This is a genomic window from Candidatus Pseudothioglobus singularis PS1, from assembly GCF_001281385.1.
Classification (GTDB): domain Bacteria; phylum Pseudomonadota; class Gammaproteobacteria; order PS1; family Pseudothioglobaceae; genus Pseudothioglobus; species Pseudothioglobus singularis.
The window spans coordinates 951,933-977,715 of sequence record NZ_CP006911.1 but is presented as its reverse complement, the minus strand read 5'-3'; the positions used below and the strand labels follow the sequence as shown (position 1 = coordinate 977,715).

Below are 25,783 nucleotides of genomic sequence, written 5' to 3'. Positions count from 1 at the left end.
TATGAGCATCAGCTTTACTAAATCAGGTTCAACAATTCCTTCAATTGGTCTTGGTACGTGGGAATTAAATGGGAGCGACTGTTTAAGAGTCGTGACTGAAGCGTTAGAGATTGGTTACCGCCATATAGATGGTGCGGCTATGTATGAAAATGAATCTGAAGTTGGTTCTGCAATTATTAATTCTGGAGTAAGAAGAGAAGATATTTTTTTAGCTACTAAAATTAATACTATAGGTTGGACGCCATCAAAACGAAAAGTTACCACTTTAAAAAATAAAGATATTTCTAAAAGTCTTGAAAATAGCCTGAAGAATTTGCAAACTGATTATGTAGATCTTCTGCTTATTCATTGGCCAAGGTTTGAAACTAACTTAGGAGATATGTTAGAAATTTTGTACAAGCTTAAAGATGCAAAGAAAGTTAAAGAGGTGGGTGTTGCAAACTTCAACTCAAAACTGCTAAATGAATGTATTAATCTTGGCTTTAAAGACATCTTTTGCAATCAGGTTGAATATCATCCTTTTTTGTCTCAAGCCAAATTGTTAGAAGTTATGCAAGACTTGGATATTATTCCTGTGGCTTATTGTCCAATTTGTAGAGGTGATGTTGCAAGACATGACGTCATTATTGATTTGGCTGAAAAGTACTCAAAAACACCAGCGCAAATTACGCTAAGATGGATGTATCAACAAAATTCAGTATCTATTCCCAAAACTGCTAATTCATATAGATTAAGAGAAAATATTGATATTTTTGATTTTGAGATTGAGAGCAAAGATATGCTTAAAATATATAACCTTGCTAGAAACCAACGACTCGTTCCTAATCTAGAAGTTAATGAGCTTGAGTATCCTTTTGATTAGACTTTTTAAGCTATTGTAGATAAAGAAAATTATGGAAAATATTGATACAGATATTGGCTTAATTGGCCTTGGTGTAATGGGATCAAGTCTCGCTTTAAATATCGAAAGCAATGGCTTTTCTGTGTCTATTCATAACCGAACATCGCCTCAAATACATAAACTAGTCAAAAATAGATCATTAAACAATAAGCTCTATGGTTTTGAGAATCTTGATGAGTTTGTAAAATCTATCAAAAAACCTAGAAAGATTATGTTGATGGTTGTTGCTGGAACTGTCGTTGATGAATACATTCAAAAGCTAGTCCCCTTGTTAGATCAGGGTGACATTATTATTGATGGAGGTAACTCTCACTATCCAGATACATCCAGGAGGACTGAGGAGTTAGAGGCCAAAGGTTTTCATTTTATTGGTGCTGGAGTGTCTGGCGGTGAAGAGGGTGCACTAAAAGGGCCCTCTATTATGCCAGGAGGCTCAATTTCTGCGTGGCCCGAGGTCAAGCGTATCTTTCAAGAAATTTCTGCAAAAGCAGGTGATAACGAGCCTTGCTGCAAATGGATTGGTGAAGGCGGCTCAGGGCACTTTGTGAAAATGGTGCATAACGGCATTGAGTATGGAGATATGCAGCTCATTTGTGAAGCCTATCAACTTATGAAAGATGTATTAGGAATGAGCAATGATGAAATGCATCAAACCTTTAAAGAGTGGAATGAGGGAGAGCTTAATAGCTACCTCATCGAAATTACAGCGGACATACTTAAATTTAAAGAAGAGGATGGCAGTTATTTAGTAGACAACATTCTTGATACGGCTGGTCAAAAGGGGACGGGTAAATGGACAGCGTCAGTTGCCTTAGATCTTGGCTCACCCTTAACTCTTATTGGTGAGGCAGTTTTTTCACGATACTTGTCTTCAATTAAAGAGGAGAGGGTAGAGGCATCAAGCCAGCTAAGCGGTCCAAGAGTTTGCTTTAGTGGAGATAAAGCCCAAGCATTAAAAGATATTCATGATGCTTTGTATGCCTCAAAAATGGTTTCATATGCTCAGGGCTATACGCTCCTTTCAGATGCAGCTAAAGCGTTCAATTGGAATTTGAATTATGGTGCAATTGCAATGGTGTGGAGAGGTGGATGCATTATCAGATCGGTATTCCTAACAAAAATTAAAGATGCATACGATAACAATCCTGATCTTAAGAATTTATTGCTTGACCCATTCTTTAAGGACAAAATTAATCAATCTCAGGATGGTTGGAGAAGAATCATTGCTGTTGCCATTTCTAATGGGGTTCCTGTTCCAGCAATGAGCTCGTCACTCTCTTATTTTGATGGCTATAGAAGTGAAAGACTTCCTGCAAACCTTCTTCAGGCGCAAAGAGACTATTTTGGGGCTCACACCTATGAACGTTTAGATGGTAAAAATGGTGAGTTTTTTCATACAGAGTGGATTCAAAACACTGATTAAGGGCTAGCTTTAGGATGATAGAATCTTTAAAAATAATTGATAGCTTTGTCCTTTATGGAGTCCTTGGAGACTTATCAGTTCGTAAATTAATACCTGCCTGGTACTACCTTGAAAGAGACAGTATGCTCAGTGATTCATTGCAAATTTTGGGTGTTGGTAGGAAAGAAATCTCTGACTCTGAATTAAAAAATACTCTTAAAAAGTCACTAGAAACCTATGTCCCTTCAGAGTATCTAGATCAAAAAATTGTTTCAACTCTAATAGATCGTTTTAGCTATTGCAGCTGTGACCTTCAAAACCCAAACAGCTATCAAAAATTAAAGCTTAAAGTTCAGGATTGGAATATGCCAATGGCGCACTATTTGGCTATATCTCCACGTCTCTTTGAATCAGTTTGTGACGGCCTATCAGGTGCAGGTCTTGTCACTAAAGAGTGCCGCATCGTCGTAGAAAAGCCTATTGGATATGATCTTGAGTCATCACAGGAGATTAATGAGAAGCTTATTAAGCATTTCGATGAGTCTCAAATCTATCGAATAGATCATTATTTAGGTAAGGAGACAGTCCAAAATTTAATTACACTGAGGTTCGCAAACTCACTATTCTCTAGTCAATGGAATAGTAAAGGGGTTGAGTATGTAGAAATAACTTCAGCAGAATCAGTTGGCATTGAGGATCGTTGGGGGTATTTCGATGGCATGGGTCAGTTAAGGGATATGGTTCAGAGTCACCTGTTGCAGCTGCTTTGTTTGATCGCGATGGAGCCACCGAATAGGCTCGATGACCAGAGTATTCGTTCTGAAAAGGTTAAGGTTTTAGAGGCGCTAAAATCACTCGATGAGGAAAGTATTGCCTCTAGCTTCGTCTCTGGCCAATACACTGATGGTGAGGTTGATGGCGTTTACAAACCTGGATACGTCAATGAAGAAGGGGCCAGACCAGATAGCAAAACAGAAACCTTTGTTTCTATTAAAACTGAGATACAAAACTGGCGCTGGTCAGGCGTCCCTTTCTATCTAAGGACTGGTAAAAGGATGGAAACAAAGACGACCCAGATTGTCATCCACTTTAAGTCAGATGGGCACTACATTTTTAATGAGAATAAAGAGAGCCTCAATGGTAATACTTTAATTATTAGTCTTCATCCAACTGAAAGTATCTCTCTCCAAGTTTTTACTAAGCCGCATGGCGTTGACAAGCATTCGATTATTAGGTCAGATCCAATGAGTTTAGATTTTATTAAAACGCAACAATTGCTTAATATTCCGAGCGGATACCAGAGTCTTCTAATGGACATTTTGAATGGTAATCAAAGCTTATTTCTTTGTCGAGAAGAGGTGGAGCTTGCATGGAAGTGGTGTGATGAAACCTTAGATGCTTTCAAAAATTCAAACCAAGAGCTCTTCTATTACAAGGCAGGAAGTAATGGCCCAAGGGAGAGTGAAGCGCTCATAACAAATAACGGATATCAATGGTATGAGGAGTAGCAAAACATATTATCTGCCTGAGCATGTGGGCTTTTACAGTACAAATAACAGTGAATCTCTGGCTATTGATTTAAGTCAAAATATCAGAGAGGTTTTGCTTGAAACCATTAAAAAAAGAGGTAGAGCTAGTATGGCGGTTTCTGGTGGAAGTACCCCAATACCGCTATTTGAGGCGCTCTCCCATCTAGACTTAGATTGGAGCAAGGTTGATTTAACTTTAGTGGATGATCGCTGGGTTGAATCAGATCATAAAGATAGCAACGAGCTATTAGTAAAATCACACCTAATCAAAAATAAAGCGGTCAATGTTAATTTTGTTCCTTTAAAAAATAATGCTTCAACTGCTAAAGAGGGCCAAATATCCAGTGAAGAGGCGCTAAAAAGTTTTACATTGCCCTTTGATATCGTGGTTCTTGGTTTGGGTACAGATGGCCACACAGCCTCTTTATTTCCATGCTCAGAGGAGATCAGATCTGCAATGGATTTAGATAATAATGACTGTTTAGTGGCAACGACGCCAACATCGGCCCCATATGAGCGTCTAGGAATGACTGCAAGAGCTATTATGGATGCAAAAAAAGTTTTTCTTCATCTGAATGGATCTACGAAGCTCCATGCGCTTGAAAAGGCGATGGATTTAAAGGATGTTTACAAAATGCCAATCTACGTATTCCTTGATGACGGACTTGATATTTACTGGAGTCCATAAATCAATTAATAATTATTTGATGTAAAGTTTTCAAAGCTAGGGATAATATTGTCTTAAATTATTCAAAATTAAAGAACATATGAAGATTAGTAATATTGATGGTGAAATTGTTAAAGATAACGAAACATACTTACTTAAGGATAACACTTCACTTAAGAACCTTGTTGTAAGCTCCACAACGCTGCATCCTGGCAAATCAACCCGAGGCCATAGTCATCCTGGTAAAGAGGAGGTCTATATGATTATGAGTGGCACTGGAAGAATGCAGTTAGATGATAATGAGTTTAATATTTCTGGTGGAGAAATGATCTTAATTGAGGACGGGGTTTTTCATCGCGTTCACAATACTGGAGAAGAAGACCTTTATATGGTTTGTATATTTGATGGAGACCGAAGTCATTAAAACCCAAGGATATAATTTGGTAGGTGATATAGGAGGTACAAATGCGAGATTTGCGCTTTTGGTTCCCGGTGAATCAGAATTAACTAATATCAAAACGCTTTCATGTACTGAATTTGAAACAGTTCAGGAGGCAATGACATCTTATCTCTCTTCAATTCAAAATGTAGAAATCAATTCATCCTGTATAGCCTCAGCTGGAACCACACACTTGGATATCTTTAAACCAGCAAATAATGATTGGGTCATTAATAAGGCTGATGTCTCATCTGCACTTCATAACGTTGAAGTTAATTGGATTAATGACTTCTCAGCTCAAGCTCTAGCAACGTCGACATTGAGTGAAGATGATATTGTTGTTGTCAATCAAGGCAATGCTCAAATTGATAGAGTTAGGTTAGTCATTGGTCCAGGAACAGGTCTAGGCACTTGTGGATTAATTGAATCATCAAATAGATGGATTCCTTTGCCTGCTCAGGGTGGTCATACAGACTTTGCACCCAACTCTGATCTAGAGATTGAAATATTAAAAATATTAAAAAAACAATTTGGACACGTTTCGGTTGAGAGAATTTTGTCTGGGCCGGGCATTGTTAACTTGTACAAGGCTATATGTCAAATTAATGGAAGAGATATTATTTTTCAGAGTCCTTCTGAGGTCACATCTGCTGCAATTAAAGCAAATTCAGATTTAACAGCAAAAGAGACGCTTAACCTCTTTTGTAAAATTTTTGGCTCTGTCACTGGAACGATTGCACTGACAACAGGCTGTCTTGGTGGGATCTATATTACAAGCGACCTAGTAAGAAATTTTTTAGATTTCTTTCTTGAAAGTGACTTCTTGGAGAGTTTTCAAGATAAGGGAAGGCTTGATTATTACATGACAGATATCCCAATCTGCATATCAAAAAAACAAAACATGGGCCTTATAGGAAGCGCCTACAAGATCAATAATTTATAAGTAATTCATTTAATATCTAACGCAGTCTTCATGAGAAGTCCTGCAATCTCGTCTCTTGATCCAAAATAATTTGAAATAGTGATATTTAGATTTGGAAAATCTATAGAAGCATTTTTAACTTCACCTGGAATATCTCTTTTTATATGGACACCTGCAGAAAGAAAATAGGGCAAAACAGTAACGTTTAAGGCTCCTAATTCACTGCATTTTTCAATAGCCTCTGGAATTGAGGGGGAGGCAAATTCTAAAAAGGCCGGTATAATCTGATCAAAATTGTTTATATTATATTCAATCATTTTTTTGGATAAAGCTTCAACCTCAAGGTTTGATTCTTCTCTTCGGCTTCCATGAGCAACCAATAGTAATATATTCATCCCAGTTCGATAATACGTTAAATTAAATAATTGATTATTTTAGGGTATCTTATCACGTTGAAAAAATAAATTAGAGGCATACTTTTGTACCAAAGTTCGTCAATTCATGAATCAGCTGGTGAAACTAAGATTGGATTACTTTTATCCAATTTAGGAACGCCTGACGCGCCAACCAAGAAAGCAGTCAAACCCTATCTTAGGCAGTTTCTTTCAGACACCAGGGTCATAGAGCCCCCACCTCCACGCTGGGTTTGGAAAATCATTCTGAATGCTGTGATCCTTAATCTTAGACCTAGAAAATCAGCCAAGGCCTATCAAACTGTTTGGAATACACATGGAGAGGGCTCGCCACTTTTGTCGATTGCGAAGCTTCAAAAAACTGAAATTGCCTCGCTACTCGAAAAAAAAGCGCCAGGACAGTTCGAGGTTGCTCTAGGCATGTGTTACGGCAACCCATCAATGAATTCTGCTCTCGCCGAGTTAGAGTCTAAGGGCTGTAAAAAAATTATTGTGTTACCTCTTTACCCTCAGTACGCCGCCTCTTCAACAGGCTCTGTATTTGACGCCGTTGCGAAAGAGTTTTTAACTTGGAGAAATGTTCCTGATCTGAGATTCATTAGCAGCTATAACGAGGAAGAGAAATACATTGATGCTCTAGCTAACAGCGTCAAGGAGTATCAAAAAACCCATGGCAAACCTGATTTCTTGCTGATGTCTTATCACGGCATCCCTAAACGATATTTTGATAAAGGCGATAACTATCCTTGCCAATGCTGCAAAACCACATTCCGTTTAGCTCAAAAACTTGATTTGAAGCCGAGTGAATACCAAATGACATTTCAGTCTAGATTGGGGGTTGCTGAATGGATGAAAGAGTACACCGATAAAACACTGAAGTTGCTTCCCAGTAAAGGTATCAAAAATGTGCAAGTTATTTGCCCAGGTTTCTCAGCCGATTGCTTGGAGACGATTGAGGAAATAAGCGAAGAAAACAAGGATTACTTCATGGAGTCAGGTGGTCAAAAGTTTGGATATATTCCAGCGCTTAATGACAGACCTGATCATATTGAATTCTTGACTCAGATCGTACTTGATAACACATCAGGCTGGAACAAGTAGTATGAAAATTGTTATTCTGGGTGGAACTGGATTAATTGGCAGTGCGCTCCAAAAAAGCTTTTCAAAGACACACCAAGTAGAAGTATTCAATAGAACCGTTTTTAAGTCTGCTGAGTATCTATCCTCAATTATTGATGGTAGTGACTTTGTTATTCAGCTTGCTGGATCCACTATTTCAAAGAGGTGGAGTAAAAAAATTATTGCTGAGATGTGGCAAAGCAGGGTCAATACTAATCAAATGCTCTCAGATGCGACTAAGCTCATTACTAAGACGCCTAAAGTGATTTGCTCTTCAGGGATTAGTTTTTATGCAGAATCTGACTGTAATGACCCCAAGACTGAAGATGATATTCAGGGCGAGGGTTATTTGACTGATCTCAATATTGCCGTTGAGAGTGCTGCAAAGTCCATTTCGGATGATGTTACTATTTTAAGGTTTGGTGTTGTTCTTTCAAGAAAGGGCGGAGCATTAGCAAAATTATACTGGCCTTATTACTTTGGTATAGGTGGCCCTATTATGAGTGGAAATCAATGTTTCTCTTGGATACATATTGATGATCTCGTTAAAGCATTTCATTATCTAATCAATGATCCTCAGAGTAAAGGCATTTATAACATTACATCACCTGAGCCTGTTCCTCAAAAGGTCTTTGGAAGAGTTCTTGCTAAGTCTTTAAAAAGACCTTTTTTTATTCCTGTATGGGAGTGGCAATTGAAAATCCTCCTTGGTAAAGGATCCCAAGTCTTAACTTTAAGTGCATCTGTTATTCCGATGAGATTAATCCAAGCTGGCTTTGTTTTTGACTATCCTGACATCGACACTGCAATGAGAGATCTAATAGGGTAAAGCCGCTCAATCCTCATAATGTAAAAGCATTTGCCTATGGTAAAATATGTTTAAGTTTCACACTGTTACATAAGATTGAATGAGGCTTTCCGTTTTGGGGAGTTTTTTTTGTTTATTTTTGGAGAAAATATGAAAGTTAGTAAGGATAAAGTCGTATCAATGCACTACACTCTTAAAAATGATGCTGGTGAGGTTATTGATTCATCTGACGGCAAAGAGACTCTTGACTTTTTACAAGGGCATGGAAACATTATTCCTGGTCTTGAGTCGGCGCTTGAAGGCGCCAGTAAGGGTGACAAGATGGATGTATCTGTGGAGCCTGAAGAGGGTTATGGGCTTCGAATGCAGGATGCGATTCAAGAGATCCCTCGCACAGCACTTCAAGGCATTGACGAAGTAACAATTGGTATGCAGCTTCAATCTCAGGACCAAGATGGCAACCCTTTTGTTGTGACAGTTACAAAGCAGGACGATGAGAAAATTACAGTTGACGCAAACCACCCTTTAGCTGGTGAGACCCTTCATTTTTCAGTTAGCATTGAAGATGTCAGAGATGCTGAGGCTGAAGAGTTATCTCACGGTCACGTCCACTCAGCAGGTGGCCACTCTCACTAATCATAAATCTATAGCGGGCTATAGTGATAAAAATTATTACTTGCCCGCTGTGTCAATCAAAGAATCATTCACTGATTCATAAAGATAGACATAGAGAGTATCTAAGTTGCTCAGATTGTAGATTTGTCTTTGTACCTAAATCCTTTCATCTTTCAGAGGCTGATGAAAAATTAAGGTATGACACTCACAATAACGATCCTTCGGATAATCGCTATCGTCAATTTTTATCTCAGTTAGCAGAGCCTCTTTTACAAAAAATTCCCGAGAAGTCTTATGGCCTTGATTTTGGCTCTGGACCAGGACCAACCTTGTCCTTAATGCTTGAAGAGAAGAAGCATCATGTTGAGCTATATGACAAGTTTTATGCCTCAAATCAAGGTGTTTTTATTAAGAAGTTTGACTTTATCACAGCAACTGAAGTTGTTGAGCATCTAAGAAGCCCAATGCTTGAATTTAAGCGCTTAACTTCAACTCTTAGGGCGGGTGGGTATATCGCATTAATGACGCATTTGTTGACTGAAGAGACAGATTTTAGCAATTGGTATTACAAAAATGACCCTTCTCATATAGGATTTTTTAATAAACAATCTTTAGCATACCTTGCAAAAGAACTGAAGTTAGAACTTGACATTTACTCAGAGCGAGTAATTTTTTTGAAAAAACTAGGCTAATATATTCAAATAGCTCTCATAACGATTGCTATTAATTTCACCATTCTCTAAGGCCATTTTAATCGCACAGTCTGGCTCATTAATGTGCTTGCAGTTTCTAAATCGACATTGATGTGAAAGCGCTTTGAATTCTCTGAATCCTCTGACTATCTGCTCTTCAGAAAGGTTGTCTAATTGAAACTCACGGACACCAGGTGAATCAATTAAATCACCACCGCTTGGAATGTGATAGATTGTTGTGTTTGTTGTTGTGTGCTTGCCCAGCTTACTTTTAATTGAAATTTCATTGACTCTTAGCTCTAAATCAGGAATTAACGCATTAATGAGTGAGGATTTTCCAACGCCAGACTGACCCAGAAATATATGAGATTTATTGACTAGTTTTTCCTTAAATGAGATCACATTTAAATCACTCTTAACACTCATTATGTGAACATCATAGCCAATATTTCTATAGTGTTCAAAGTCGTCATTAAGCTGACTTTTATTTTTTAATAGCTCAATTTTATTGATTACTATACCTATAGGAAGGTTTGAGTTTTCAGCCATAATAAGGTAACGGTCAATTAGATCAAACTCATAGTGCGGCTCAATTGCTACGACTAGCCATAACTGATCAATATTGGCTGCAATTAATTTATCTTTTCTTTGGAGCTCAGTTCTTCTTGGGTAGATGGCAGTGACAATTGCCTCGCCTTGTTTTGTTTTTTTAAACAGGACTTCATCACCTGCAACAGAAAAGCCAATATTTTGTCGGCTTACACATTGAAAAATTTCACCATTTTTTGCCTCGACAAGTTGACGCTGACCATACCTTGTAATCACCTTACCGGAATATTCTTTATCTTTCACGTTTAGCTCAGATTCGGCTTTGATTGAAGCTTTATCAGCGCGAGCAATCTTTTCAGATTGAACTTTATCAATGCGCCATTTTTGTTTTCTAGTAAGTGGCACTAGGCAGTTAAATTATAGTAATTTTTCAATTCTAAGGACCGCACTTGGATGAGAGTCATGGAAAGCTGAATAGTATCTATCTGGGGATAAGGATGATGAGTTTTCTTTGTAAAGTTTAATGAGAGAAGATATTAAATCTTTTGCGTCAGTATGGCTTGCTGCAAAGGCGTCTGCCTGGAATTCGTGTTTTCTTGAGACTAAATTACTAATTGGAGTAATAAAAAAACTAAAGACTGGAAGGGCTAGACTAAAAAGAACCAATGCTGCGTGTGATGATGGCTCTGAAATTCCTAGTCCATTAAAGAACCAAGTTTGATTAATCAGATAGCCTAGTAGGGCAAGACTAATAAAACTGAAGATAAAAGAGCTGATCATTCTTTGACGCGTGTGCTTGTGATGAAAGTGTCCGAGCTCATGCGCAAGAATTGCCTCAATCTCTTTGTCCTCCATTCCATTAAGAAGGGTATCAAAGAACACAATTCTTTTGTTCTTGCCTATTCCAGTAAAGTACGCGTTTCCATGTGAGGATCTTTTTGATCCATCCATGACATATATGCCATCGCTACCAAAGCCGGTTCTTTCTAGGAGACTAGTAATTCTTGTTTTAAGACTTTCATTGACTAGCGGGTTAAATTTGTTAAAGATGGGTGCAATGAAAGAGGGATAGACCCACATCATGATTAAGGAAAAAAGACTGATAATAACCCAAACATAGATCCACCAATAGTTACCTATTGATTCAATATTCATAAGATAGAGAATAGCGTAAATTAGAGGCAAAACAAGAACGAGACTCAGTATTATTTCCTTAATTAAGTCTCCAGCAAAAGTGCCAACTGTCATGCGATTAAATCCAAATTTTTGCTCCAAAACAAAATTCCTATAAATACTGAAAGGAAGGTCAATAAAGCTAGCAATGAGCATGATGCTCAGTACAAAGAAAGTACCCATTAGTACTGGGTCATTAACTCTTTGAGACCAGTAGCCATCGATCCAGTTCATAGCGCCACCTAGTGTCCAAACTAGCAGTACCATTGTTGAAAAGATTATCTCAAAATGATTTAATAAAAGCTTAGCTTTCGTATATTTTCCAGCTTTTTGATGATCTTCAAGCTTTATCGTTTCACTGAAGCCATCAGGAACTGCATCAAATGAGTTATCAATCGCCTTGTCTTGTCTAAAATTTAGATAAAGTAAAGCTAGGACCGAAGTCAAAATTGCGAATAAAAAAATAAATGTAAAAAAATTAAATTCCATTTTTATGTATAAATGATCTTAAAAAGTTACAACAAATTATACCCGCTCATTTATTAGATATTACAAATTGAAATACCGGTAAATTAAATGAAAATAATATTCAAAAATAATTATATAAATAAATAATAAAAGCCTAAATGAAATCATAGATATATGAGATGAATTCTATATGGAGATGGGTATAATTTCGTAATTAAAGTTTTATTAATGAGATTTTGTAATGACAATGGAAGATAGAGATGGCTTCATCTGGATGGATGGAGAATGGTTGGATTGGCGCGAAGCAAAGGTTCATGTTTTAACTCACACCCTGCATTACGGCATGGGGGCTTTTGAGGGTGTTAGGGCTTATGAAACTGACAAGGGGCCAGCAATTTTTAAGCTTGAAGAGCATACTGAGAGACTATTTAATTCAACTCGAATTTTGGGGATGGAAATTCCTTATGATGCTAAGACGCTTAATCAAGCTCAGAGAGAAGTTGTTACTAAGAATAATCTTAATTCTGCCTACATTAGACCAATGTGTTTCTATGGCTCTGAGGGTATGGGTCTTAGGGCGGATAACTTAAAAGTCCACACAATGATTGCTGCATGGGAATGGGGAGCTTACTTGGGCGAAGATAATATGAAAAACGGGATAAGAATTAGAACGTCTTCTTATGTCAGGCATCCGGCTCATCCTTCTCTGAGTGGTGCTAAAACAAATGGAAATTATGTTAACTCTATGATGGCCCTAAAGGAGGCACTTGATCATGGATTTGATGAGGCTTTAATGTTAGATATTGATGGTTATGTTTCTGAAGGGAGCGGTGAGAATATTTTTGTCATTAAAGACGATGTAATTTATACTCCTCATTTGACATCAGCCTTGCCTGGTATTACGAGAGATACGATTTTTACTTTGGCAAAGTCATTAGGCTATAACATTATTGAAAAGAAACTATCTTGTGATGAAATATACGCCTCAGAGGAGGCTTTCTTTACTGGAACTGCGGCTGAGGTAACCCCCATTAGAGATCTTGATGGAAATCAGATTGGTCAGGGGGCTCGTGGACCAGTCACTGAAAAGCTACAGTCACTCTACTTTGATTGTGTTCATGGGCGAAACAGTGACTTTAATCACTGGATAGATAGTGGAAGGTGTTTGTGAGTTCTGCCGACTCATATGAAGGTGTAACAAAGATAGTTTCAAATAAAGATCTACCTGCTCACTGTCCACCCAAAGATTCTTCAAAGTGGAATATGCATCCAAAAGTTTTTTTATCATTTGATGATCATGGCAAAGTGAGTTGTCCATATTGTGGAGCAAAATATAAACTGGACTCATAGTTTAGTATTTTAAAAAATGCAAACAAATTTAAATAATGTTGTTTTAGTTGGTCCAATGGGATCAGGCAAAACAACCGTTGGAAGAAGGCTATCTGAAAAGTTAGGCGTTAATTTTTATGATGCAGATCATGAAATTATTGACAAGACTGGTGTGAGTATTGACCACATATTTGATGTTGAGGGAGAAGAGGGGTTTCGAAAAAGAGAGTCTGATGTTTTAAAGGAGTTATGCAGCAAAGATAACATTGTCTTGGCTACTGGAGGTGGCGCAGTAATATCAAAAGAAAATAGGTTTGAAATTTCAAAAACTGGTTCGGTTATTTACCTTCTATCCTCCGTTGATCAAATTTTAAGAAGAACAGCAAAATCTAAAACAAGACCTTTACTAGAAAATAGCTCTAATAAAAGAAAAACAATTACTGATATTATCGAGGCAAGAGATCCACTCTATAGGGAAATAGCAACCATTATTATTGATACAAATGAAAAGAAACTAAATGAAGTTATCCATGAAATATTAACACATTTACAAAGATAATTTTTTTTAACCTCTTTTTTCCTAAACTTCATCAAAACTTCACTAAAATGTTAATTTAATGCTCTAAACTGATATTTATTAATTGAATTTAGACCAAAGGGGTAAATAATGTTCAAAAATTTTTTTCTATCTGCATTTGTACTTTCATCTTTCAATGTCAGTGCGATAACTTTAGATGATTTTAGTACTCAGCTTGTAGAAAGCCATCCTTATTTTGTTCAGTTATCCCTTTCAGAAAAAACGAGTTTAATCAATCAGAAGTCTCTATCTATTTACACAGATTGGAATATTAATGCTGGTGCAAGTGAAACTTATACTGGGGGTGATGATGTGGCATCAAGACTTTACGAGGACCTTTTCTCAACTAAATACGAGATTGGTGCAATCAGAAAAGTTTCACATTCAGGTGCAACTGTCAATTTAAAGCATTCACTGACTCGAAACGACAAGGACAGTAATGCGACGCATTCAAACCTTTTTTCAATTACTTACGCAAGACCTTTACTTCAGAATAAGGATGGCCTTAATGATAAACTTAATCTGGATCTTGCTTCTATTGATTTGATAGCTATAAAGGTAAGTCTTGAAGAGCAGGCAGAAAATTTCCTAGCATCCAAGCTTTCTAAATTTGTTGATTTGGCATTAAAGCAAGAAGTGGTCAAAAATCACAAAATTGCGCTTGAATTATCAAGGGAGCAGCTCAATCTCGCAGAAGATAAATTTAAAAACTCCCTCATAGACATTACAGTCCTTATTCAAGAAAAAGACAACTATGTTAAAGCAAGGCAACAATCACTTCAATCTAACAAAGAGCTCATCATTGAGAGGCGTGAGCTTGCTGATTTAATAGGCGCTAAAGAGTCTGACATGGTTGTTGAGATGGATTTATTTAAAGAGCAAACTTTTAGCGATGTCAATCCTAAAGAATTTGTTAAAAATTCCAGAGCCATTCAAAAATTTGATTTTGATAAAGTAAAGCTTCAAAGAGAGCTTCAGTCATTAGATAATAAAACAATGCCAAATGTTAATCTAAATTTAGGTCTTTCATCTCTCAGTGAAAACGACAAGGTCTTTGATAGCTTTGGTAACAGAGATTATTCATGGAATGTTGGGGTAGATATCTCTTATGCGCTTGGCTCACGAAAAGAACTTCTCGCAGTTGAAAATACTGAAATAAAGATGTCGGATATTGATGCAAAAAAACGTGAAGCTGAAATTAACAGTATTCAACAAATTAACTATCTCCTAGCTCAGGTTGACTTATTAACTGAGCTTGTAGCTCTTTATCTAGAGCAGGGCGCACTGGCTGAAGAAAAGGTTATTGAAGAGCAAATCAAATTTAGTGAGGCTAGAGGCCAGAAGTCTTTAGTTCTTGCTGCAAAGAGTAGCGCAAATCTTGCAAACCTTACTTACCTTCAGGCGGCAGGAACATATCAAAAAATAGTTATTGATTACAAGGCAGCGGTTGATCAACTTTACAATTAAAAATGATTCGCCTATTTCTAACCTTTACATCTTTATTGCCACTAAAGGTTAACCACTCATTTGGTTCTTTTATAGGATATCTTCTTTATTTATTTAATTCAGAAGCAAAAAGTGTTTCAAAACAAAACTTAGAAATTTGTTTTCCAGGTTTGAGTGAATTGGAACTTAAGTTACTTTTAAAAAGAGTACTGTCTGAAACAGGTAAAGGATTGACTGAGTCTGGTCTAATATGGAATCAAAACTTTACAGATAATGCAAAGCTTATTAGAAATATCAATGGTGAGCACTATCTTGATAGTTCAAAAAAAATAATTCTGTTGGTTCCTCATATGGGTTGTTGGGAAATAACAGGTAGAGTTCTTGCAGAAAAAAGAAAGGTGACCTTTATGTATAGGCCTCTGAGAAGCAATAAGCAGAATGACTACTTGTTCTCTAGGAGAAACCAAGGTAATCTAACAATGGCTAGTGCGGATAAGCTTGGAATTTTAAAAATTCAAAGGGCGCTTAATAATGGTGATTTAGTTGGGATGCTTCCTGATCAAGACCCTGGTAAAGAGGGTGGCTTAATGACCCCTTTTTTTGGAAAGAAGGTTAATACAATGACTTTGCTTGCAAGAATAGCAAAAAAACAGAATGCACAGGTCTTAATGTTTTGGGCTGAGAGGCTTGATGATGGTCAAGGTTATGATTTGAATATAGAGCCAGTTGATCTTGATGCTAAGGGCGATAATTTAGAAGAAAGGGTAGGCCAAATGAATCAGTCTATTGAGTCTCTTATAAGGAGACAGCCTGAGCAGTACATGTGGAGCTACAGAAGATTTAAATCGTCACACTCTTATATCTAATTTTTGTAATTGTTATTTCTATGCAGTAAAATCTCACTTGTAGCAATAATGGTATAATCAACTGCATGAAAATTATCGAAGATGTGCGCAGTGTATTTGCTCGAGATCCTGCTGCAAGAAATGTATTTGAAGTATTAACTTGTTATTCAGGTGTACAGGCAGTTTTATTCTATCGATTAACTCACTTTTTATGGCGTTATAGACTTTATTGGCTAGCGCGTTTTATATCTACATTTGCACGCTGGGTAACGGGTATTGAAATTCATCCAGGCGCAGTTATTGGAAGGCGTTTTTTTATCGACCATGGTATGGGTGTTGTGATTGGGGAGACAGCAATCATTGGAGATGATTGTATGCTTTATCACGGTGTAACTTTAGGAGGCACCACTTGGGACAAAGTAAAGCGACATCCCACGTTAAAAAATGGCGTTGTTATAGGTGCGGGTGCAAAGATACTTGGACCTATAATACTTGGAGAAAATGTACGTGTTGGCTCTAACTCTGTTGTAGTCAGGTCGATAGATGATAACGAAACAGTTGTTGGAATACCAGGTAGGATTGTAAGAAAGAAGGCGGAAGATGGAGGCTCTTTTGATTCTTATGCAGCCAACTCCTCAGGGACTTCTAATGACCCTACAATTCAGGCTATTAATTCACTTATTGAGCGCCTCGCTGAGATGGAGGAAAAGTTAGAAAATGCAAGCCCTAAAACGAGCTCTGTTAATATTGAAAATAAGTAAGTTTTAATTGAATTAAATACTTGACTAATTTAGTTGGTTAATAGTATAATTTGTTTTTTTGAGATAGAGATTTTTTTATGCAATTAACCACTAAAGGAAGGTATGCGGTTACAGCAATGTTGGATTTAGCGTCTAACGAATCTTCAAGGCCTGTAACCCTTGATATGATTTCACAAAGACAAAATATTTCGCTCTCTTATCTTGAGCAACTTTTTGCTAAACTTAGAAAAGCATCACTCGTTAAAAGTGTCAGAGGCCCAGGGGGAGGCTATTTACTCAATGTCAATGCAGAAGAGGTTACTCTAACTCAAATTATTGAGGCTGTTGATGAGAATATTGATTTGAGGCGCTGTCATGGCTCAAAAGACTGCAATAGAGGTAAGCAGTGTCTTTCTCACCATTTATGGTGCGAAGTGAGTGATCAAATTAGAGGTTTTTTGAGTACTCGAAATCTTCAGCAAGTGATGGATGACTATCAACTCACCCAATCACTCAATGTCAATTAATTTTTAAAGGAATAAATACATGCTTACACCAACATACATGGACTATTCATCAACAACTCCAGTTGATGCTCGTGTTGCCAAGAAAATGGCCAAATACCTAACTATGGAAGGAGATTTTGGAAATGCTGCTTCTCGTTCTCATTATTTCGGCTGGCAGGCAGAAAAGGCTGTCGATGAGGCTCGCTCTCAGGTCGCTGATCTAGTAGGCGCTGATCCAAGAGAAATTGTTTGGACTTCAGGCGCTACAGAGTCTAATAACTTAGCGCTGAAAGGTATCGCTCACTTCTATCAGAAACGTGGTAAACATATCATTACTCTTAAAACTGAGCATAAGGCCATTCTTGATACATGTCGTCAACTTGAAAGAGAAGGTTTTGAGGTTACTTATTTAGATCCTTTGCCTAATGGGTTATTAGATATAGATCTCTTTAAGAAAACGATTAGAGAAGACACAATTCTTGCATCATTTATGCATGTCAATAACGAAATTGGTGTCATCCAAGATCTTCAGACTATTGGTGATATTTGTAGAGAAAATAAAGTTTTCTTCCATGTCGATGCTGCACAGTCGGTTGGTAAGATTGAAATTGATTTGACAGCACTTCCTGTTGATTTGATGAGTTTTTCAGCACACAAAATTTATGGCCCAAAGGGCATGGGAGCCCTCTATGTCTCTAGAAAACCTAGAGTTCGTCTTGAGGCTCAAATTCATGGCGGCGGTCATGAGCGTGGAATGCGCTCTGGAACATTGGCTACCCATCAAATAGTTGGAATGGGTGAGGCCTTTGCAATTGCTAAAGCTGAAATGAAAGAGGAGAACGCCAGAACACTTAAACTCAGACAAAGGCTCTACGCGGGTTTTTCAGATATGGAAGAAGTTGTTGTTAATGGTGACCTTGATCAAAGGATTGCGGGCAATCTAAATATTAGCTTTAATTACGTTGAAGGAGAGTCCCTAATGATGGCTATTTCTGACGTTGCAGTATCATCTGGTTCTGCTTGTACATCTTCTAGCCTAGAGCCTTCATATGTTCTTCGAGCTCTTGGTCTGAGTGATGAATTAGCACATAGCTCAATTCGCTTCAGTGTCGGAAGATACACAACAGAAAAAGATGTCGATGATGCAATTATACTTGTAAGAGAGAAAGTTGAAAAATTAAGAGATTTATCTCCTTTGTGGGATATGTTTAAGGATGGTATTGATTTAAATTCAGTAGAGTGGGCTGCTCACTAAATAGAGAGATATTTAAAATCTACATTAAACTGTAGAGTAAAATTGATAGCTTAAATTCGGAGTAACTTATGGCATATGGTAAAAAAGTTTTGGATCACTATGAAAACCCTAGAAATGTAGGAGTTCTTGATAAAGATGCAAATAATGTAGGAACTGGTATGGTTGGTGCGCCAGCGTGTGGTGATGTAATGCGTCTTCAGATTCAGGTTAATGATGATGGTGTTATTGAAGAGGCTAAGTTTAAAACCTATGGTTGTGGTTCGGCAATCGCCTCGTCTTCTCTTTTAACTGAATGGGTTAAAGGAAAGACTTTGGACGAAGCTTCACAAATTAAAAATACAGAAATTGTTGAAGAATTAGAGTTGCCACCGGTAAAAATTCATTGTTCGGTGTTGGCTGAAGATGCAATCAAAGCTGCAATAAATGATTTAAAGAGTAAGGCTAACTAATTAATGGCAATAACATTAACAAGTAAAGCAGCAGAGCGCATGAACGACTATCTTGCTAATCGCGGCTCAGGTGTCGGTGTCAGACTCTCTGTTCAAACAACAGGATGCTCAGGCCTTGGTTATAACATGGAGTTTGTTGATGCTGTTAATGAAGACGATACAACCTTTGATGACAAGGGTGTTAAAGTCATTGTAGATGCGAAAAGCCTGATTTACATCGATGGCACTGAAGTTGATTATCAAAAAGAAGGCCTCAATGAAGGCTTTGAATTTAACAATCCAAACTCAAAAGCAGAGTGTGGCTGTGGTGAGTCCTTTACCGTTTAAATAGCTTTATTGGGTCACTAGGACATTGACTTTATGCAAAATTACTTTGAGTTATTTGACCTCGAGACATCCTTCTTTATTAGTGATTCCAGTCTAAAGGATTCTTATCGCAGAGAGATTGCGCGCTTTCATCCGGACAAATATGCTTTAAAAACAGACTCTGAAAAATTACAGGCACTTCAAAACACCTCGCTTTTAAATACTGCTTTTGATTCGATTAAATCTCCACTGAATAGAGCAAGCTATCTACTTAAGCTTGATGGAATCGATCCTTTTGATGAAAATGATACCTCTATGGCTCATGACTTTCTTATATCCCAGATTGAGTTACGTGAAGAGCTTGAGGTGATTGAATCAAAGACAGATTCAGATCAATTAGAAGATTTTATATTGAGAATAGAGTCTCATATTCATTCTAAGGTAGAGTCAATTTCTAATGCGTTTCATGTTAATAGAGATAGCTTGCAGATTAAAAAAGATGTCAGAGAACTCAAGTTCTATGAGCAGCTAGCAAAAGAGACTGGAAAGCTTCTTGATGAATGGTTATAAGGACTAAATAGATGGCACTGTTACAAATTTCTGAACCGGGACAATCAACGGCTCCCCATCGCCATAATTTAGCCTGCGGCATTGACTTGGGAACTACAAATTCATTGGTTGCAAGTGTGATGAGTGGTGAAACAAAGCTTTTGCCTGATACTAATGGTGATTCAATGCTGCCATCTGTAGTCCATTGCGGCATTAATGGAATGAGCGCTGGAGTTGAGGCTCTTGCTTTTGCAACAAGTGATCCGGTGAATACGATTTCTTCGATTAAGCGTTTTATGGGTATTAGTTTTAATGAGGCCCAGTCGATCAAAAATCTCCCTTACGATTTAGTTGATCAAGACGGAGGCGCTGTATTTAAAACAGCAATGGGTGAGCTTTCTGCAATTGAGATTTCAGCGAGAATTCTCTCAAGTCTTAAGAGAAGAGCTGAAGATGCCCTTGGTGATGAACTTAAAGGCGCAGTCATTACTGTTCCTGCCTACTTTAACGATGCACAAAGGCAATCTACAAAGGATGCTGCTAAGCTTGCTGGAATCAATGTCTTAAGACTTCTTAATGAGCCAACAGCCGCGGCAATTGCTTATGGTTTAGAGTCAAAAGAAGAGGGAATACATGCGGTTTATGATTTAGGGGGTGGGACCTTTGATATTTCAATCTTAAGTTTTAATAGAGGTGTTTTTGAAGTCTTGTCTACAGGTGGGGATTCCAGCTTAGGGGGTGATGATTTTGATAACTTAATTTTTGAAGATTGCGTCAAATCACTAAACCTTAAAGATTTGAGTGCATCACAAATTCAAGTCATCAGGCAGCTTTCAAAATCTGCAAAAGAGAGGCTTTCAGTGAGTGATAGCGCTGAATTTAAACTAGTTGATCAACACTATAAAATAACGCAATCTCAATTTGAGGTCTTGTCTGAACAGCTTGTTAAGAGAACCATTCAAATCACAAAAAGAGCTCTCAGAGATGCTGAGATTAATGCTTCTGATGTTAAAGAAGTCATTATGGTTGGTGGCTCAACCCGAATGAACATCATTAGAGAGCGCGCTAGTGATGTGTTTGGAAAACCAGTGCTCTGTTCGATTAATCCCGATGAGGTAGTCGCGAAGGGTGCCGCAATCCAGGCTAATATTTTGGCTGGCAACAAAAGCAAAGATGATGTCTTGCTGCTCGATGTACTTCCGTTATCCTTGGGGCTCGAGACAATGGGCGGTCTCGTTGAGAAAGTCATTCATAGAAATACAACAATTCCAATCACAAGGGCTCAAGAATTTACGACCTATAAAGATGGCCAGACTGGTATGGGTATTCATGTATATCAGGGTGAAAGAGAGCTTACAAAGGATTGCCGCTCACTTGGACGCTTTGAACTTAAAGGGATTCCTCCTATGGTTGCTGGGCGTGCAAGAATCTTAGTTGAGTTTCAGGTGGATGCAGATGGTCTATTATCGGTCTCCGCCCAAGAGGAGAGCTCAGGCGTTAAATCGGAGATCGAAATTAAGCCTTCCTTTGGTCTGAGTAATAAGGGTATGGAAAAAATGCTCAAAGACTCTGTCGTCTTTGCCCAGGAAGATATTGTATTAAGACAGCTCCAAGAGCAAAGAGTTGATGCAACAAGGACAATTGAGGCTATAGATGCAGCGCTTGAAGCTGATCAATCACTGCTCGATGAAGAAATGTTAGCCTCTATTAAGGGTGCGAGACAAAGCTTGTTCTTGCTTGTTGACTCTGAAGATGCAGCAATTATCAAAGAGGCTACACTAGAACTTGAAAATGTCAGTGCTAAATTCGTTGAAATGAGAATGAACAAATCAATCATGAGCGCAATGAAAGGCCACAGAATTGATGAATTTAATGAACAACTATAAAATACTAATATGCCGCAACTAATTATCCTTCCCAACGATGAATTTTGCCCTGAAGGGATTGTTATTGAAACGAATCCCGGAACCAGTGTCTGCAGAGCGCTTCTTGATAATGGAATCGAAATAGAGCATGCATGCGAGATGTCGAATGCTTGTACGACTTGCCATGTCTATGTTCGTGAAGGCTTTGACACTATTGAAGAGTCAGACGAGATTGAGGATGATCTCTTAGATAAAGCGTGGGGATTAGACCCAGACTCAAGGCTTTCTTGTCAGGCCATTGTCTCAGAGGATGATTTAGTTATTGAGATACCTAAGTACACTATTAATCAGGTCTCAGAGAACCACTAAACCTTTACTCAATCGTAATCTTTGGAAAAGCGCCAACTGACTCGTTTTTGAGTGACAGTATTCCAGCGACTTTTCTAGCAATCTCTTGGTACATATCTGTAACCTGACTATCAGGATCTTTAGCAACGCTTGGCGTGCCTTCATCCACATCCGTTCTAATGTCTAACTGAAGTGGCAGAGCACCTAAAAAATTAGTTTTGGAGTCAACAGCCATATCCTTTCCACCGCCATGACCAAAGATCTCTTCAGCATGACCACACTTTGAGCAGATATGAATTGACATATTTTCAACAATACCTAGTATAGGTATATTGACCTTTTCAAACATCGCAAGACCTTTCTGAGCATCAATGAGCGCAATGTCTTGAGGCGTAGTTACAATCACCGCACCACTTACTGGAATTTTTTGAGAAAGAGTTAGCTGGGTGTCACCCGTCCCAGGCGGCATATCAATGATCATATAGTCAACATCTTCCCATTCAGTATTCTTTAGAAGCTGTTCTAATGCCTGGGTAACCATAGGGCCACGCCAAACCATAGGTGAGGCTTCATCAACCAAAAAACCAATCGACATAGATTGTAAACCATGAGCCATAACAGGCTTCATATTGCCACCTTCAGACTCTTGGGGCCTAAGATCTTTGACGCCTAGCATGCGCGGCTGAGAGGGTCCATAAATGTCCGCATCGAGTATCGCAACATTTGCACCTTCAGACTTGAGGGCTAGTGCCAGGTTGACCGCTGTGGTTGATTTACCAACGCCGCCTTTGCCTGAAGCTACAGCAATAATATTCTTGACACCAGGAAGGGCTTCGACGCCTTGCGTTTCATGCGATGGGATTTTAGAGTTAATTGAAATATTCGAATAGTTGACGCCTTCTTTAGACAGAGCCTCCTCTACAACTCCTTTAAGTTCTTCATGAAAGTTGGCAGCAGGGTATTTAAGTAGAAGTTCAACGTTAACAATTTCATCATCGACCGAAATATTCTTTATATTATCAGAGGACACAAGATCTTTTCCAGTGTTCTCGTCGATTACATTGCTTAGTATAGATTGAATTTTATCTTCAGTTAAAGTTGTCAATTTGATGACCTCGGTCGGTAAAATAGCGATATTTTATCGTACAACTATCCCACAAATCCCTATTTATATTGGGATTATTGATGACTATTTATGGCTAAACGTAGAATCTTAGTTACTTCAGCGCTCCCTTATGCTAATGGAGACCTTCATTTGGGGTATATGCTGGAAGTGATCCAGACTGATATCTGGGTTCGCTTTCAAAAGATGCAAGGCAACGAGTGCTATTACGTTTGCGCAGACGACACCCATGGAACCCCTATCATGCTTAAAGCTGATGAAATGGGAATTACACCCGAAGAGCTTATTGCTTCGGTCAGCGAGCGGCATCAAGAAGATTTGAGTGATTTTCATATTGACTTTAGTCAATATCACTCAACCCATTCAGAGGAGAATCGCGAAATCTCTGAATTGATCTATAATCGCCTTAATGAGTCTGGCTATATTAAGAAAAGGGTCATTTCACAGTCTTTCGATCCTGAGAAGGAGATGTTCTTACCAGATCGCTATATAAAGGGGGATTGCCCTAAGTGCGGTGCAGAAGATCAGTATGGAGACAACTGTGAAGTATGCGGTGCTACCTACTCAACCACTGAGATAAAAAATGCAAGATCAGTAATATCTGGAGCAAAGCCAATTGAGAAGGATTCAGAGCACTACTTTTTTGATTTGCCACAGTTTGAAAAGGAGCTGAAAAATTGGACTCAGGCTGGACATCTTCAGGAACAGGTAAGTAACAAGTTGGCAGAATGGTTTGAACAAGGTCTTCAGCAGTGGGATATTTCAAGAGATAAACCTTATTTTGGTTTTAAGATTCCTGGAACTGAAGACAAGTACTTTTATGTCTGGTTAGATGCTCCAATAGGCTATATGGCAAGCTTTAAAAAGTTATGTGACAACTCTGAACTGGAGTTTGATGACTTTTTTGCAAAGGGTTCTGATACCGAGCTTTATCATTTCATTGGTAAAGACATTGTCTATTTTCATGCTCTATTCTGGCCTGCAACATTAATGGGCTCCAACTTCAGAACCCCTAACGCTATCTTTGCACATGGATTCTTGTCCGTAAATGGACAAAAGATGAGTAAGTCACGCGGTACCTTTATCTTAGCAAGAACCTACCTTGAAGCACTTAATCCAGAATGTCTTCGTTACTACTATGCCTACAAGCTCTCATCTAGAATTGATGATATTGATCTTAATCTAGAAGACTTTAAGCAGCGTGTTAACTCTGATCTTGTTGGAAAGGTAGTCAATATCGCATCGCAGAAGCGCTTCTTTTGTTGTGAAAAAGTTTGATAAAGTGCTTTCTAGTCATTGCATTGAGCAGGGTCTTTATGATGAGTTTGTTGCTGCTAATACTGAGATAGCAGGGCACTATGAAGATAGAAACTATGGGCAGGCTATGCGATCGATTATGAAGCTTGCAGACAAAGCCAATCAGTATATTGATGAGAAAAAGCCATGGCAGCTTGCTAAAGAAGAAGGTAAGTCGCAAGAGGTGCTTGAAATTACTTCACTGGCGATTAATCTCTTTAGAGTGCTCATGACCTATTTGAAGCCTGTGCTTCCAGAGATGGCAGAAAAATCAGAGGAGTTTTTGAATATTGATTCTTTGAACTGGAATGATATTAATAGCCCATTACTAGGCCATCAAATCAATAAATTTAAACCATTAATGACGCGCGTTGAGGATGAACAAATAGAAGCAATGATAGAGTCCTCAAAAGGGTAAAAATTCAAAAGTATTGGAGGGATGGCAGAGTGGTCGATCGCGCACGCTTGGAAAGCGTGTAAACCTCACGGTTTCATGGGTTCGAATCCCATTCCCTCCACCACAATATTCATGCCGTTAATAATAATTGATATAATTTGTGGATTTCTCCAAAGCTAGAAATCCTTGAAGGCTCATTGATCAGTTTATAAGCTGATTAGAAAAAGATTGGGTGAATTAGTAATTAATTTAAATTGGAATCGCTTGATTTCTATTTAAACCTGTATTTGGGTCGATAATTGGCTCTGATGAATATTGAGCTAGATAAGCTGACCTTGGGCTGGGTGATTGATTTGCTCCAGAGGAATGAGGCGTAAGGCTAGAAAATACCACGAGAGATCCTACAGAAACATGCAAAGTCTTTGCTTTAGCCTCATCAACCTCAATAAATAGATCTTTTGATTTGTCTGACCATTGGTGAGTTAAAACTTTTGCCTCGGTCTCTAAATTTGTAGGGATGATTGACAAAGGTCCGTTCAATGAATGAGTATCATCTAGCGCCAGCCAAGTTGTCAAATAGGGTTTGTGTACAAAATTTATATATCCTGAATCCTGGTGCCAATTAAAACTCGATGGCGTATTAGGCTCTTTCACTACGAATTGTTCATTAAAAATAAATGCATCACCATCAAGTAACTTGGTAACAACTTCCTTTAGAGGATTGCTTTTAAGGTAATTCTGAATCGCAGGATAATACCTACTTTGATTTTGAATAAATTTTCGACCCACTTTTGAAATATCGCCATAATGCTTATTGTCATATGATTGTTCTAAGCGATTCGACTCTTTGTCAATTTCTTCATAGATGCTATTGAGTGACTCTTGAAGCTCTAACAATACTTCAGAGCTAACAAAATTTTCTAAGATGAGAAAGCCTTGAGATTTAAATTCATTGACTTTTTGTTGGGTTAATTTTTGCATAATTATGATATATTTTAGCTTGAGTCAAATTTCTTAGTACTAGGATTTTAAGTACAACTTTAAGTCATTGTTTT

28 protein-coding genes, 1 tRNA gene and 1 pseudogene are annotated in these 25,783 nt (G+C 38.0%); 25 read left to right on the top strand and 5 right to left on the bottom strand.

Going from position 1 to position 25,783, the window contains the following annotated elements; genetic code table 11:
• Nucleotide 1 precedes the first annotated feature (1 nt).
• From W908_RS05015 to glk, 6 genes are all read left to right on the top strand, one after another.
• Nucleotides 2-862, top strand: a complete 861-nt coding sequence (locus tag W908_RS05015; protein ID WP_053820190.1) for an aldo/keto reductase — start codon at nt 2-4, stop codon at nt 860-862.
• 31 nt (nt 863-893) lie between these two features.
• A complete protein-coding gene (gene gnd / locus W908_RS05010) occupies nt 894-2,324 on the top strand; it encodes a decarboxylating NADP(+)-dependent phosphogluconate dehydrogenase (RefSeq protein WP_053820189.1) in 1,431 nt (476 codons plus the stop codon).
• Nucleotides 2,325-2,338: 14 nt separating this feature from the next.
• A complete protein-coding gene (gene zwf / locus W908_RS05005; protein WP_053820188.1) occupies nt 2,339-3,811 on the top strand; it encodes a glucose-6-phosphate dehydrogenase in 1,473 nt (490 codons plus the stop codon).
• Entirely contained in the window at nt 3,801-4,520 is a 720-nt protein-coding gene (gene pgl / locus W908_RS05000) for a 6-phosphogluconolactonase (RefSeq protein ID WP_053820187.1), read from the top strand. Before zwf ends, pgl begins: the two co-directional genes overlap by 11 nt.
• A 79-nt stretch (nt 4,521-4,599) precedes the next feature.
• Nucleotides 4,600-4,923 (top strand): cupin domain-containing protein, encoded by a 324-nt coding sequence (locus W908_RS04995; RefSeq protein ID WP_053820186.1) that lies wholly within the window; start codon nt 4,600-4,602, stop codon nt 4,921-4,923.
• Nucleotides 4,924-4,939: 16 nt separating this feature from the next.
• Nucleotides 4,940-5,881, top strand: coding sequence for a glucokinase (gene glk, locus W908_RS04990; RefSeq protein ID WP_236849119.1), 942 nt, complete (start codon nt 4,940-4,942; stop codon nt 5,879-5,881).
• Nucleotides 5,882-5,886: 5 nt separating this feature from the next.
• Here glk and W908_RS04985 read toward each other — a convergent pair whose 3' ends face one another.
• Nucleotides 5,887-6,255 carry a sirohydrochlorin chelatase gene (locus W908_RS04985; RefSeq protein ID WP_053820184.1) on the bottom strand — a complete coding sequence of 123 codons (369 nt, stop codon included), beginning with the start codon at nt 6,253-6,255 and terminating at the stop codon, nt 5,887-5,889.
• A gap of 78 nt (nt 6,256-6,333) precedes the next feature.
• On the opposite strand from W908_RS04985, the gene hemH reads away from it, so the two are divergent.
• From hemH to W908_RS04965, 4 genes are all read left to right on the top strand, one after another.
• Entirely contained in the window at nt 6,334-7,374 is a 1,041-nt protein-coding gene (gene hemH / locus W908_RS04980; RefSeq protein WP_053820183.1) for a ferrochelatase, read from the top strand.
• Between the two features lies 1 nt (nt 7,375).
• Nucleotides 7,376-8,221, top strand: a complete 846-nt coding sequence (locus tag W908_RS04975) for a TIGR01777 family oxidoreductase (RefSeq protein WP_053820182.1) — start codon at nt 7,376-7,378, stop codon at nt 8,219-8,221.
• A gap of 129 nt (nt 8,222-8,350) precedes the next feature.
• The gene (locus W908_RS04970; protein WP_053820181.1) at nt 8,351-8,836 is read left to right on the top strand and encodes an FKBP-type peptidyl-prolyl cis-trans isomerase; all 486 of its coding nucleotides are present in this window, start codon (nt 8,351-8,353) and stop codon (nt 8,834-8,836) included.
• Nucleotides 8,837-8,859: 23 nt separating this feature from the next.
• On the top strand, nt 8,860-9,507 hold the full coding sequence (locus tag W908_RS04965) for a class I SAM-dependent methyltransferase (protein ID WP_053820180.1): 648 nt from the start codon (nt 8,860-8,862) through the stop codon (nt 9,505-9,507).
• Here W908_RS04965 and rsgA read toward each other — a convergent pair.
• Both rsgA and W908_RS04955 read right to left on the bottom strand, forming a co-directional pair.
• Nucleotides 9,499-10,461: a ribosome small subunit-dependent GTPase A gene (gene rsgA / locus W908_RS04960; RefSeq protein WP_053820179.1), complete on the bottom strand. Its 963-nt coding sequence runs from the start codon at nt 10,459-10,461 to the stop codon at nt 9,499-9,501. The two genes, W908_RS04965 and rsgA, sit on opposite strands and share 9 nt — an antisense overlap.
• Before the next feature lie 12 nt (nt 10,462-10,473).
• Nucleotides 10,474-11,718, bottom strand: a complete 1,245-nt coding sequence (locus W908_RS04955) for a M48 family metallopeptidase (protein WP_053820178.1) — start codon at nt 11,716-11,718, stop codon at nt 10,474-10,476.
• 220 nt (nt 11,719-11,938) lie between these two features.
• On the opposite strand from W908_RS04955, the gene W908_RS04950 reads away from it, so the two are divergent.
• From W908_RS04950 to fdx, 13 genes are all read left to right on the top strand, one after another.
• Entirely contained in the window at nt 11,939-12,868 is a 930-nt protein-coding gene (locus tag W908_RS04950) for a branched-chain amino acid transaminase (protein WP_053820177.1), read from the top strand.
• Complete coding sequence (locus tag W908_RS04945) at nt 12,859-13,047, top strand: zinc-finger domain-containing protein (protein ID WP_417903550.1); 189 nt, start codon at nt 12,859-12,861, stop codon at nt 13,045-13,047. The genes W908_RS04950 and W908_RS04945 overlap by 10 nt, the downstream gene beginning before the upstream one ends.
• Before the next feature lie 16 nt (nt 13,048-13,063).
• Nucleotides 13,064-13,585, top strand: coding sequence for a shikimate kinase AroK (gene aroK / locus W908_RS04940; protein WP_053820175.1), 522 nt, complete (start codon nt 13,064-13,066; stop codon nt 13,583-13,585).
• A 108-nt stretch (nt 13,586-13,693) separates the two neighbouring features.
• A complete protein-coding gene (locus W908_RS04935) occupies nt 13,694-15,070 on the top strand; it encodes a TolC family protein (protein ID WP_053820174.1) in 1,377 nt (458 codons plus the stop codon).
• A gap of 2 nt (nt 15,071-15,072) precedes the next feature.
• Entirely contained in the window at nt 15,073-15,915 is an 843-nt protein-coding gene (locus tag W908_RS04930) for a lysophospholipid acyltransferase family protein (protein ID WP_053820173.1), read from the top strand.
• A gap of 65 nt (nt 15,916-15,980) precedes the next feature.
• Nucleotides 15,981-16,655, top strand: coding sequence for a serine O-acetyltransferase (cysE, locus tag W908_RS04925; RefSeq protein WP_053820172.1), 675 nt, complete (start codon nt 15,981-15,983; stop codon nt 16,653-16,655).
• Between the two features lie 77 nt (nt 16,656-16,732).
• Nucleotides 16,733-17,161, top strand: a complete 429-nt coding sequence (locus W908_RS04920) for an Rrf2 family transcriptional regulator (RefSeq protein WP_053820171.1) — start codon at nt 16,733-16,735, stop codon at nt 17,159-17,161.
• A gap of 19 nt (nt 17,162-17,180) precedes the next feature.
• Nucleotides 17,181-18,395, top strand: coding sequence for an IscS subfamily cysteine desulfurase (locus W908_RS04915; protein WP_053820170.1), 1,215 nt, complete (start codon nt 17,181-17,183; stop codon nt 18,393-18,395).
• Between the two features lie 68 nt (nt 18,396-18,463).
• The gene (gene iscU, locus W908_RS04910; protein ID WP_020024863.1) at nt 18,464-18,844 is read left to right on the top strand and encodes a Fe-S cluster assembly scaffold IscU; all 381 of its coding nucleotides are present in this window, start codon (nt 18,464-18,466) and stop codon (nt 18,842-18,844) included.
• Nucleotides 18,845-18,847: 3 nt separating this feature from the next.
• Nucleotides 18,848-19,171, top strand: a complete 324-nt coding sequence (gene iscA / locus W908_RS04905; RefSeq protein ID WP_020028205.1) for an iron-sulfur cluster assembly protein IscA — start codon at nt 18,848-18,850, stop codon at nt 19,169-19,171.
• Between the two features lie 33 nt (nt 19,172-19,204).
• Nucleotides 19,205-19,720, top strand: coding sequence for a Fe-S protein assembly co-chaperone HscB (hscB, locus tag W908_RS04900; protein WP_053820169.1), 516 nt, complete (start codon nt 19,205-19,207; stop codon nt 19,718-19,720).
• 11 nt (nt 19,721-19,731) lie between these two features.
• On the top strand, nt 19,732-21,585 hold the full coding sequence (gene hscA / locus W908_RS04895) for a Fe-S protein assembly chaperone HscA (RefSeq protein ID WP_053820168.1): 1,854 nt from the start codon (nt 19,732-19,734) through the stop codon (nt 21,583-21,585).
• A 9-nt stretch (nt 21,586-21,594) separates the two neighbouring features.
• On the top strand, nt 21,595-21,933 hold the full coding sequence (gene fdx, locus W908_RS04890) for an ISC system 2Fe-2S type ferredoxin (RefSeq protein WP_020024859.1): 339 nt from the start codon (nt 21,595-21,597) through the stop codon (nt 21,931-21,933).
• A 4-nt stretch (nt 21,934-21,937) separates the two neighbouring features.
• Here the strand turns inward: fdx and apbC are convergent, their stop codons facing one another.
• Complete coding sequence (apbC, locus tag W908_RS04885) at nt 21,938-23,017, bottom strand: iron-sulfur cluster carrier protein ApbC (RefSeq protein ID WP_053820167.1); 1,080 nt, start codon at nt 23,015-23,017, stop codon at nt 21,938-21,940.
• A 90-nt stretch (nt 23,018-23,107) separates the two neighbouring features.
• Here apbC and metG point away from each other — a divergent pair.
• Together metG and W908_RS04875 are read left to right on the top strand one after the other, a co-directional pair.
• Nucleotides 23,108-24,749: pseudogene (metG, locus tag W908_RS04880) on the top strand (methionine--tRNA ligase).
• 15 nt (nt 24,750-24,764) lie between these two features.
• A tRNA-Ser gene (locus W908_RS04875) sits at nt 24,765-24,852 on the top strand.
• Between the two features lie 125 nt (nt 24,853-24,977).
• Here W908_RS04875 and W908_RS04870 read toward each other — a convergent pair.
• Nucleotides 24,978-25,709, bottom strand: coding sequence for a phytanoyl-CoA dioxygenase family protein (locus tag W908_RS04870; RefSeq protein ID WP_053820166.1), 732 nt, complete (start codon nt 25,707-25,709; stop codon nt 24,978-24,980).
• Between the last annotated feature and the right edge of the window lie 74 nt (nt 25,710-25,783).